This is a genomic window from Kitasatospora sp. NPDC059817 (assembly GCF_042731835.1).
Classification (GTDB): Bacteria; Actinomycetota; Actinomycetes; order Streptomycetales; family Streptomycetaceae; genus Kitasatospora.
This window is the reverse complement of sequence record NZ_JBHWIR010000076.1, coordinates 3,530-14,232: the sequence shown is the minus strand read 5'-3', so window position 1 is coordinate 14,232 and position 10,703 is coordinate 3,530. Positions and strand designations below refer to the sequence as shown.

Below are 10,703 nucleotides of genomic sequence, written 5' to 3'. Positions count from 1 at the left end.
GTTGCCCGCCCCCCCGCTGTACTACCCCCGGCCGCCCTTACTTTCCGGTTCGCCCCCGGGCCGCCCGCCCCCCACTTGGGTTTTGCGGGGGGGGGCGCCCGAAGCCGCGACGGGTGCCGGCAGGTGGTCCGCGTTCACATACGTCTGCGCGCAGGTCAGCAGATTGCCGCCGGCCGACTTCATGTCACCGGCCAGGCCGTCCAACAGCGCCTTCCAGGCCGCACCGCACCCCTGCAACGCCGCCCCGCTCTGCCAACCCGCCAGACTCCCGGCCGCCTTGGCGCTCGGCTCGGCCAACTTCGCGGTCTCGTCGGGCACTTTCCCGGCGACGGTCAGCGCGCTGTTCCCGGCCGCGGTCAACTCGCCCGGTTTGACGGTGAATCCTGGGTCGCTCGGCACGATGTCCCCCCGGACGTCCGATGTCGGTCGTGGGCTATGGTAGCGGCGAGTACTGGGGGGTGCACTCATGGTTGACACGGATTGGCAAGCGGGAGAGAACCGCCTCGATCTCGCGAGCCTGAAGAACGCCAAGCCGGAGGACCTGCATACGGCGGCGGACGCCTACGACGCGCTGCACAAGGCGTACACGCAGCACACCGCCGACTGGAAGAGCGGTACCGCCGACCGGGTCCACGGATCCGGCTGGACCGGCCCGGCGGCCGACGCCGCCTTCCACTCACTGGACGGCACCACCAGCCAACTGCACGCCGCCGAAACCGAACTGGCCGCCATCGGCCAGACCCTACGGGACCACGCGGACCTCTTCGGGCTCGCCCAGTCGAAACTCCGGCAGGCCCTCGTCGACGCCACCGCCAAGGGACTGACGGTCAGCGACACCGGGACGGTGAGCTGGCCCCCGGCGACCGGCCCCGTGGACGCCACCTGGGAGACGAAACAGAAGACGGCGGCCGAGGACGTCGCCAAGCGGATCAATGCCGCCATCACGGAGGCGAGTGCGGCCGACCAGACCCTGGCGGGGCTGCTCAAGGGCTTCACCCAGCACGCCACCAGCAAGTCGGGGCTGACCCTCGCCGTCGCCGAGGCCGACCAGAAGGCCGCGAACAGCCCGGGCTCCCCCTACCTCAGGGACATGCCTGCCGTGGGGGCGCCCCCGACGGAGGTCAACAACTGGTGGAACGGCCTCGACCCGGCGGGCCGGCAGTGGTACATCGACCACCACCCGGAGAACATCGGAAACCTGGACGGGGTCCCGGTGGAGGTGCGGGACCGGGTCAACCAGACGTACCTGGACAAGCGGATGAGGGAACTCGAAGGCAGGAACCGGACGAAGGAGGAAGAGGCGGAGTACCAGAAGCTCAAGCCCATCCAAGAGCGCCTCGCCCAGGATTCCCAGGCGAAGGACGGTCGGCCACCTACCTACCTGATCGGCGTCGGAACCGAAGGCCAAGGCCGCGCGATCCTGTCCTTCGGAAACCCCGACACCGCCACCGACATCTCCTCCTACGTGCCCGGGATCACGACCACGCCCGATTCGCTCGGCGCGGCGAAGCCAGGTACGACGCCCGGCACCAACGAGTCGGAAAACGCGTTGAACGTCTGGCGAGAGGCCAACAAGAAGATCAAGCCCGGTGGATCGGCGGCCTCCATCATCTGGCTCGGCTACGACCCGCCGGACATCGACATCAAAGCGGCCACGTCCGAGCGGGCGGTCAAGGGTGCACCCGATTACGCGAGGTTCGTCACCGGGCTCCGGGCGACCAATACGAGCGGCCAGAGCCCGCACATCACCTCGATGGGGCACAGTTACGGCTCGCTCCTCGTCGGACAGGCCACGAAGATGGCCGCCCACCAGGGGAACTACACGTTGCCGGACGACGTGGTGATCATCGGCAGTCCCGGTGTCGGCGTGACACACGCCTCGGACCTGGGGATGCCCGCCGGGCATGTGTGGGCGGGCGCGGCCGGCAATGACCCGGTCACCCAAATCCCCTCGGCAACCGCCGCGACGGCGCCCTGGCCCTTCGGCGGGTTGATCGGGGCCGACCCGCACGACCTCTGGTACGGGAGAGACCCGGCGAGCGAGTCCTTCGGGGCCAAGCGCTTCACCGTCGACGGGTGGAGCAAGTCGTGGAGCTGGGAGGACTTCGGGATGCACACCAAGTATCTGGCCCCGGAGACCGGCGGCCCCTCGCTGGGCAACATCGCCTCGATCGTGACGGGCAAGGCCGACGACGTTCACCTGACGGAGGGCCGATGACGACCCGCTGGAAGGTGATCGGCTCGATCGTGCTGTCGTTCGTCGTCACGGTGGCTCTCGGTGCGGTGCTGTTCGCCAACGGGTACGGGCCATTGGCGTTGGCCGATCGATCGGGCCGGGTGGGGACAGACGAGGGGAAGGGCTGGATCGACCACGCCCTGCGCGCCACCATGGATGGAGTTTCGCCTTCATTCACTTATGCGGGGGCCGAGTTCGAGGTGCGGAGGGAGGACGATCTCTGGGACGGCGAGCGGAGTATGGGTTCGGCGGTCACCGAGATCGTCACCGTGCGGACCGCGGTCTCGCGGGCAAAACTGCCGACCTTGATGGATCAGGTGACCCAAGCCTGGAAGGCACTTGGGAGCCGGGTGGTCGATCGGTCGGACCCCGCCGATGAGACTCAGGCCCTGCGGGGTATGGGAGACGTGGGTGGGGAGACGTTCCTGACGTTCTACGCGAGGGCCCAGCAAGACTCGAGCTACCTGGTGACGTTCAGGGCAGAGGCCATCGGGGTGCTGTACCAGACCGCCCATGAGTACAAGCCCGTGCCCCCGCTCGTCCGAACATCGCTCGACGCCAAGGTCGATGTGGTCGACGACCCGTACTGGTCGCACTGACGTCGCCCCCCGTCACTCCCAGTCCCACCTGATTCCCAGCAGGCACGGTCGCAGTGCCGTTGCGACCAGGTGGACGCAGTGGTGGCCGTCCAGGGTCAGTTCCTCCGTCTCGTAGGGGGCTTCGCCCGGGGAGTGGAGGGCGAAGCGGTGGCAGCGGACGGGGAGGGCGGCGGGGTGGAAGGTGATCTGGAGGACGTACTGGCCGGCGCCGGAGTTGAAGCCGCGGACGTATTCGCAGCTGGGGTCGGGGGAGGGGGTGTCGTCGAAGCCGTAGCCGAGGAGGTGGGTGTCGCCGGCGCGTAGGCGGCGGTCGAGGAGGAGTTCGGCGACGAGCAGGTGGTGGGTCTGGTCGCGGCGGATGCGGCCGGGGCGGCAGTTCTCTTCGGCGCGGACGCCGACGCGGGTGATGTCGCTGCCGGGGTCGCCCTGGTAGAGGGCGAGGTAGCGGTCGATGCCGTCGCGGTGGGCGCGGAGGGCGTGTTGGGAGTCGCGGCGGGCGAGTTGGCGGTCGGGGCCGAGGCGGATGCGTTCGATGTGGGTGATGGTGTGCAGGCCGGTGTCGCGGGGGCCGGCGATGGTGGCGAGCAGGTCGTCGACGGCGGTGGCGGGGGAGATGAGGTCGCGGTAGGGGCGTACGGGTGGGCCGGCGGGGGTGGTGTCGGCGGCGCGGCGGGGGCCGAGCAGGCGGGTGAGGGAGTGTTCGGGGAGGTCGAGGACGTCTTCGAGGGCGGCGACGGCGCGGAGGGATTCGGGGCGTTCGGGGCGGCGGCGGCCTTGTTGCCAGTAGCTGAGGCTGGTGAGGCCGACGTGGACGCCGCGCAGGGCGAGGTGGCGTCGGATGCGGTGGAGGGCGAGGCCGCGGGTGGCGATGGCGGTGCGCAGGGCGAGGTGGAAGGGGCCGGTGCGGAGGGCGGCGGTGAGGTCGGCCTGGTCGGTGCGGTGGATGACGGCCTCCTGGGGGACGGGTGCGGGCAGACCGTGTTTGACCGTGAATATTCACATCAGGGCGGCGGTTTGTCACCGGCCCTGGTGTGCCACGCGGGGGTTTTCGGGGTGGCGTTCACACCTGTGACCGGTCGTTCACACCTGAACTGTGGTGGTCCTTAGGGTCGTTGACCGGCCTCCGAGGGTGGCGGGATGCTCATGGCGCGATCCGGACCGCGCCCCCACACAGCACCTCGCTCCGCTTGTGCAAGGAGGCATTTCCCCCATGCCAGTTCCACGGATACGGCTGCGCCGCGCGGTCTCGCTGCTCGCCCTCGGCGTGCTGGGCCCGGCGCTGACCGCGGTGGCGGCCGCTCCGGCGCTCGCCGCCCCCGCCCAGGACCTCGCTCCCGTCCAGGACCGCGCCCCGGCGCAGGTTCGCCAGGCTGCCGCGCCCGGCAGCACGGCCGATCTGGCCGGCACGTTCAAGAAGCTCAACATCACCATGCAGCAGCAACAGCAGACCAACTGGTGCTGGGCGGCGAGCGGGAACACCATCGCCACCTGGTTCGGCTACAACTACAGCCAGAACCAGTTCTGCAACGCCGCGTTCGGCCGTTCGGCCAACTCCAGCTGCCCCAACAGCCAGGCTTCGCTGGCCGATGTGCAGAACGGGCTGGACTGGGCCGGCATCAACCCGGGTTCGTACGTCACCGGCTACCTGCGCTACAGCACGGTGCAGTCCGAGGTGGACGCGAACCGGCCGATCGAGACCCGGATCCAGTGGAGTTCCGGCGGCGGGCACATGCACGTCGTCTACGGCTACGACACCAGCAGCAACTGGGTGTACTGGGGCGACCCGTGGCCGTCCAACTACCGCTACAACTGGGCGGACTACAACTACTACGTGAACAACAACACGTTCTCGTGGACCCACTCCCTGTACCGGATCGGCGCGTGAGGGCGACCATGACTGACCTCGGAAAGGCCCGTCGGGCCGCCGTCACCGCCCTGCTCGCCGCCGGGCTCGGGCTGGCGCTGGCCCCGGCCGCGCACGCGGACGGGCCGGCCGGCGCCCCGGTGCCGGTGCCCGCCGCGGACCTGGCGAACGCCCGTGGCGTGGTCCAGGACCAGGCCGTCCTCGACAAGGTGGGCCACTTCTTCGCCCGCAAGGGCGTCCCGCCGACCCAGCAGCTGACCATCGGTGCGGCGCAGGAGGCGCAGGCGGCGAGCGCGGCCGCGCCGCGGCTGGCCGGCGACACCGTGCCGGTGTACACCCTGGACGCGGGTTTCGTGGCCGGCGCCCCGGGTGCGCCGGTGGCGAAGGCCGAGTTCACCGCGAGCAAGGTGGTCGCGGCGGACGGGCAGACGGCCTCGGTGTGGACGATCCGGCAGGGCGACTCCTGGCGGGTGGTCAACATCGCCTCCGGCGGTGACGAGAGCGACTACGCGGCGAAGGCGGCCGGCGGCGGTGGCGGTACGGCGTTCCGCGAGCCGCAGGTGAACGCCTGGTACGTGCTGCGCGACGGCCGGGTGCTGCCGCTGGACGACGAGGCCCGGCGCTCGGTGGGCGCGGGCGGGGTGTCGCTGGCCGCGTACCAGAAGCTGGTGCATCAGCGGTACGGGGACAAGCTGCCCGGCTCGGCGTACGACCGGGAGGGCAAGGGCGGCGGCTACCAGCTGGCGGCCGACCAGGAGCGGGCGGCGGGCGGCGGTTCGGCGCTGCCGGCCGTGACGGCGGCCGCGGCCCTGGGCGTCACCGCGCTCGTGGGTGCGGGTGCGGCCGTGCGGCGCAGGGCGGGTGTCCGACGGGGGTAGGGCCTCTCGGGTACGACATGCGCGACGTGTGCGACGTGCACGACACGTACGCCATGCGAGACATGCGGCGGGGTCCGGCTGATACAGCCGGGCCCCGCCGTGCTGCGTGCGGCCCCCGGCGCGTCAACCTGTAGCCGAGCGGGCGCGCTGCGTGGTGTGTCCTGGAAGTAATGCTTCCGCACAAGGAATTGACGCAACGTTGATCTGTCGTTCGCCGCCCGGGGGCAGCTCCGGGTGACGGACGGTAGATATCATGTGGCAATCGGTCAGTGCTGACTGACGCGTGCCGAGAGCGGAGAAGGGGTGGGGCGGCCGGAGCCGACCACGAGCCCGGCGCCGGGAAAGGGGAGTCGAATGGCCGGTAGGGAGTCGAGCGCCCAGGTGTGGAGTGCGGCGGTGGTGGTGGCGTCCGCGCTCGCCGTGGTCGCGGCCTATCTGATCAACGGGGCGATGCTGGTCCTGGTCGTCGCCGGGGTCGAGGTGCTGCTGCTCATGGTCTACGTGGGCCGCCGTTGGCGGGCGCTGCACCGGCCGGCCGCCCCGCGGGGGCACCGGCCGTCGGCCGTCACCCCGGACGCCGCGCACTGCGAGCGCTGCCGCCGGGCCCGCGAGGCGCTGGACGCCCGGCAGGCGCGTGGCCGCACCGCCGGGCCGGCGGTGGAGCCGTGGCCGGAGGCCGGCGCGGCGGACCACCCGCCGTACTCGCGCCGCCCGCAGGGCCGGGCGCCGTACGAGCGCCCCTGGACAGCGGAACGGGCGGTCGCCCGGTCCGTGGACCGCGCGGCCGCCCGCCGTGGCGCGCCGGGTTCAGCCGGCCGCGCTGTACGCCACCAGTGAGACCCCGACGTACTGCACGATGAACGCGCCCAGGGTGAAGGCGTGGAACACCTCGTGGAAGCCGAACCAGCGCGGTGACGGATTGGGCCGCTTGAGCCCGTACACCACGCCGCCGATGCTGTAGAGCACTCCGCCGACGATCATCAGCACCAGGACGGCGACGCCGCCGGCGTGCAGGAAGTCCGGCAGGAAGAAGGCGGCGGCCCAGCCGAGCGCGATGTACACCGGCGTGTACAGCCAGCGCGGCGCGCCGACCCAGAACACCCGGAACGCTATTCCGGCCAGCGCGCCGCCCCAGGCCACCCAGAGCAGCACCTGCTGGTCGGCGCCCTTGAGCAGCAGGATCGTGAACGGCGTGTAGGTGCCCGCGATGATCAGGAAGATGTTCGCGTGGTCCAGCCGCCGCAGCACGGCGTCCCCGCGCGGGCCCCAGTCGAAGCGGTGGTAGACCGCGCTGACCCCGAACAGCAGCCAGGCGCTGATCGAGTAGATCGCGCAGGCGATCTTGGCGGGGGTGGAGTCGGCCAGGCAGATCAGCACGATCCCGGCGGCGACGGTGGCGGGGAACATCCCGGCGTGCAGCCAGCCGCGCCACTTCGGCTTGCGTCCCGAGGCCTCGTTCTCCGCGCCCTCGTTCTCCGTGCTCTCGACGAGCTCAGCAGTCATGCGCAGCATGCTACCCGCTACCTACGGGGCCGTAGGTTACTGACGCGTAGGAAAGTGGCGATCATCACTCTTGGACGTTTTGGAGTGTTCGAGGCGCCCGCGAGGGCGTCCGGGCCGGGATGTGGACGACCTATTACTGGCCGGTAATCGTACTTACTGTAGTAAAAGATGAGTCAATTTCGACGCTGTGCCTCAGTTTGGCGTCGAAGCCGGAGCTACGCTGCAAGCACCCTCAGACCCCCGCTACGCCACCTCCTCGCCGAGATGGTGTGAAACGGAGCGATCGTGTCGTACGAGATCTCTGCTCTCAGCGCCTCCGCGCCCACCCGCCACCAGCGCCTGCTCGCGTGGGTGAACGAGATCGCCGAGCTCACCCAGCCGGACCGCATCGAGTGGTGCGACGGCTCCGACGAGGAGTACCAGCGCCTCGCGGACCTGCTGGTGGCTCAGGGCACCTTCAAGAAGCTCAACGAGGAAAAGCGCCCCAACTCCTACTACGCCGCCTCGGACCCGACGGACGTGGCGCGCGTGGAGGACCGCACCTACATCTGCTCCGAGCAGGAGAAGGACGCCGGTCCGACCAACAACTGGAAGGCCCCGGCCGAGATGCGGGAGGTCTTCCAGGGCGAGAAGGGACTGTTCCGCGGCGCGATGAAGGGCCGCACGATGTACGTCGTGCCCTTCTCGATGGGCCCGGTCGGTTCCCCGCTGGCCGCGTACGGCGTCGAGATCACCGACTCCGCCTACGTCGCTGTGTCGATGCGCGTGATGACCCGCATGGGCAAGGCGGTGCTGGACCAGCTCGGCGAGGACGGCGACTTCGTCAAGGCCGTGCACACCGTCGGCGCCCCGCTGGCCGAGGGCCAGGCGGACGTGCCGTGGCCGTGCAACAGCACCAAGTACATCTCGCACTTCCCGGAGACCCGGGAGATCTGGTCCTTCGGCTCCGGCTACGGCGGCAACGCCCTGCTCGGCAAGAAGTGCTACGCACTGCGCATCGCCTCGACCATGGCCCGTGACGAGGGCTGGCTGGCCGAGCACATGCTGATCCTGAAGCTCACCCCGCCGTCCGGCGAGGTCAAGTACGTCGCCGCCGCCTTCCCGTCGGCCTGCGGCAAGACCAACCTGGCCATGCTCCAGCCGACCGTCCCGGGCTGGAAGGTCGAGACGATCGGCGACGACATCGCCTGGATGCGCTTCGGCGCCGACGGCCAGCTCTACGCGATCAACCCCGAGGCCGGTTTCTTCGGCGTCGCCCCCGGCACCGGCGTGGACACCAACGCCAACGCCATCGACACCCTGTGGGGCAACACGGTCTTCACCAACGTCGCGCTGACCGACGACGGCGACGTGTGGTGGGAGGGCCTGACCGAGGAGCCCCCGGCGCACCTCACCGACTGGCGCGGCAACGACTGGACCCCCGAGTCCGGCACCCCGGCCGCCCACCCGAACGCCCGCTTCGCCGTCCCGGCCGCGCAGTGCCCGACCATCGCCCCCGAGTGGGAGGACCAGTCGGGCGTGCCGATCTCGGCGATCCTGTTCGGCGGCCGCCGCGCCACCGCCGTCCCGCTGGTGACCGAGTCCTTCACCTGGCAGCACGGCGTCTTCCTCGGCGCCAACATCGCGTCCGAGAAGACCGCCGCCGCCGAGGGCACCGTCGGCGAGCTGCGCCGCGACCCGTTCGCGATGCTGCCGTTCTGCGGCTACAACATGGGCGACTACTTCGCCCACTGGCTGAAGGTCGGCGCCCAGGCGGACGCCGAGAAGCTGCCGAAGATCTACTACGTCAACTGGTTCCGCAAGAACGCCGAGGGCGCGTTCGTCTGGCCGGGCTACGGCGAGAACAGCCGCGTCCTCAAGTGGATCGTCGAGCGCCTGGAGGGCACCGGCGAGGGCGTCGAGACCCCGATCGGCGTGCTGCCGACCGTCGACGGCTTCGACCTCGGCGACCTGAAGCTGTCCAAGGAGGACCTCGACCTGCTCTTCACCGTGGACGCCGACATCTGGCGCCAGGAGGCCGCGCTGGTGCCGGCCCACCTGGAGCTGTTCGGCGACCACACCCCGAAGGAGCTGTGGGACGAGTACCGGAGCCTCGTCGCGCGTCTCGGCTGAGCCTGAGCCTCAGCAGAGCGAGAGGCGGTCGCGCGGCACGAACCGCGCGCCCGCCGAGCGACAGGACGGCCGGAGTTCCCCCGGACGGTCTTTCCCCGACCAAGGAGACCGCCCGGGCCGGGACTCCGGCCGTAGTGCTTTCCCCGCGCGCCGGGCGCGGGGGTCGCGGCTGCGTGCAGCTGTTCCGGCGTTACGGCTGGGTGTATCCGCTCAGGAAGTCGCCGATCCGGGTCACCGCGTCGGTGATCTCCTCCGCCCGGGGCAGCGTGACCAGCCGGAAGTGGTCCGGCTCGGGCCAGTTGAAGCCGGTGCCCTGGACCAGCAGGATGCGCTGGGAGCGCAGCAGGTCCAGCACCATCTGGGCGTCGTCCTTGATCTTGTAGACCTTCGGGTCCAGCCGCGGGAACGCGTACAGCGCGCCCTTGGGCTTGACGCAGCTGACCCCCGGGATCTCGTTGAGCAGCCGGTACGCCGCGTCGCGCGAGGCGAGCAGTCGCCCGCCGGGCAGCACCAGGTCGCGGATCGACTGCCGGCCGCCGAGCGCGGCGGCCACCGCGTGCTGGGCGGGCATGTTGGCGCACAGCCGCATCGAGGCCAGCACGGCCAGGCCCTCGATGTAGCTGTGGGCCCGCTGCCGGTCGCCGGAGAGCACCATCCAGCCGGAGCGGAAGCCCGCGACCCGGTACGCCTTGGACAGGCCGTTGAAGGTGACGCAGAAGAGGTCGGGCGCCAGGGTGGCCAGCGGGATGTGCTCGGCGTCGTCGTAGAGGATCTTGTCGTAGATCTCGTCCGCGTAGACCACCAGCCGGTGCCGGCGGGCGATCTCGACGATGCCCTCCAGCACCTCGCGCGGGTAGACCGCGCCGGTCGGGTTGTTCGGGTTGATCACCACGATGGCCCGGGTCCGGTCGGTGACCTTGGCCTCGATGTCGGCGAGGTCCGGGTACCACTCGGCCTGCTCGTCGCAGCGGTAGTGCACCGCGGTGCCGCCGGCCAGCGAGACCGAGGCCGTCCACAGCGGGTAGTCGGGCGCCGGGACGAGCACCTCGTCGCCGTCGTCCAGCAGGGCGGTCATGGCCAGCTGGATCAGCTCGGAGACGCCGTTGCCGAGGAAGACGTCCTCGACGCTCAGCCCGTGCAGGCCGCGGTCCTCGTAGTGCATGACCACGGCGCGGCGGGCGGCGAGCAGGCCCTTGGAGTCGCCGTACCCGTGCGCGGTCGAGAGGTTGCGCAGGATGTCCTGGAGGATCTCCGGCGGCGCCTCGAAGCCGAAGACGGCGGGGTTGCCGGTGTTGAGCTTGAGGATGCGGTGGCCCTGTTCCTCCAGCCGCATCGCCTCGTCGAGTACCGGGCCGCGGATGTCGTAGCAGACATTGGCGAGCTTGCTGGACTGGATGACCTGCATGCCTGCCTACTTTAGGGGCACCTCCGGGCACACCCGGGGGGGGGCGCGGGGGCCGCCCCCCCCCCCCCCCGGCGCGCCCCCGGGGGGGGCGCGCGGGGGGGGTGTC

10 protein-coding genes are annotated in these 10,703 nt (G+C 70.7%); 6 read left to right on the top strand and 4 right to left on the bottom strand.

Annotated features, from left to right (window positions below):
* Window positions 1-21: 21 nt before the first annotated feature.
* Window positions 22-399: a hypothetical protein gene (locus ACFV61_RS18290; protein ID WP_380492655.1), complete on the bottom strand. Its 378-nt coding sequence runs from the start codon at window positions 397-399 to the stop codon at window positions 22-24.
* Window positions 400-466: 67 nt separating this feature from the next.
* Between ACFV61_RS18290 and ACFV61_RS18285 the strand changes: the two genes are divergently transcribed.
* Window positions 467-2,218 (top strand): alpha/beta hydrolase, encoded by a 1,752-nt coding sequence (locus tag ACFV61_RS18285; protein ID WP_380492654.1) that lies wholly within the window; start codon window positions 467-469, stop codon window positions 2,216-2,218.
* A complete protein-coding gene (locus ACFV61_RS18280; protein WP_380492652.1) occupies window positions 2,215-2,835 on the top strand; it encodes a hypothetical protein in 621 nt (206 codons plus the stop codon). The genes ACFV61_RS18285 and ACFV61_RS18280 overlap by 4 nt, the downstream gene beginning before the upstream one ends.
* Before the next feature lie 12 nt (window positions 2,836-2,847).
* Here ACFV61_RS18280 and ACFV61_RS18275 read toward each other — a convergent pair whose 3' ends face one another.
* A complete protein-coding gene (locus ACFV61_RS18275; RefSeq protein ID WP_380377427.1) occupies window positions 2,848-3,780 on the bottom strand; it encodes a hypothetical protein in 933 nt (310 codons plus the stop codon).
* A 265-nt stretch (window positions 3,781-4,045) separates the two neighbouring features.
* Between ACFV61_RS18275 and ACFV61_RS18270 the strand changes: the two genes are divergently transcribed.
* From ACFV61_RS18270 to ACFV61_RS18260, 3 genes are all read left to right on the top strand, one after another.
* A complete protein-coding gene (locus tag ACFV61_RS18270; RefSeq protein ID WP_380492650.1) occupies window positions 4,046-4,720 on the top strand; it encodes a papain-like cysteine protease family protein in 675 nt (224 codons plus the stop codon).
* Between the two features lie 8 nt (window positions 4,721-4,728).
* On the top strand, window positions 4,729-5,577 hold the full coding sequence (locus ACFV61_RS18265) for a hypothetical protein (protein ID WP_063348001.1): 849 nt from the start codon (window positions 4,729-4,731) through the stop codon (window positions 5,575-5,577).
* A gap of 354 nt (window positions 5,578-5,931) precedes the next feature.
* Entirely contained in the window at window positions 5,932-6,414 is a 483-nt protein-coding gene (locus tag ACFV61_RS18260; RefSeq protein ID WP_380492648.1) for a hypothetical protein, read from the top strand.
* Here ACFV61_RS18260 and ACFV61_RS18255 read toward each other — a convergent pair.
* Window positions 6,385-7,089 (bottom strand): hemolysin III family protein, encoded by a 705-nt coding sequence (locus tag ACFV61_RS18255; protein ID WP_380345602.1) that lies wholly within the window; start codon window positions 7,087-7,089, stop codon window positions 6,385-6,387. The genes ACFV61_RS18260 and ACFV61_RS18255 overlap by 30 nt on opposite strands.
* Before the next feature lie 276 nt (window positions 7,090-7,365).
* On the opposite strand from ACFV61_RS18255, the gene ACFV61_RS18250 reads away from it, so the two are divergent.
* On the top strand, window positions 7,366-9,192 hold the full coding sequence (locus tag ACFV61_RS18250) for a phosphoenolpyruvate carboxykinase (GTP) (protein WP_363372444.1): 1,827 nt from the start codon (window positions 7,366-7,368) through the stop codon (window positions 9,190-9,192).
* Window positions 9,193-9,382: 190 nt separating this feature from the next.
* On the opposite strand, the gene ACFV61_RS18245 is transcribed toward ACFV61_RS18250, so the two are convergent.
* Window positions 9,383-10,597, bottom strand: coding sequence for a pyridoxal phosphate-dependent aminotransferase (locus ACFV61_RS18245; RefSeq protein ID WP_363372446.1), 1,215 nt, complete (start codon window positions 10,595-10,597; stop codon window positions 9,383-9,385).
* Between the last annotated feature and the right edge of the window lie 106 nt (window positions 10,598-10,703).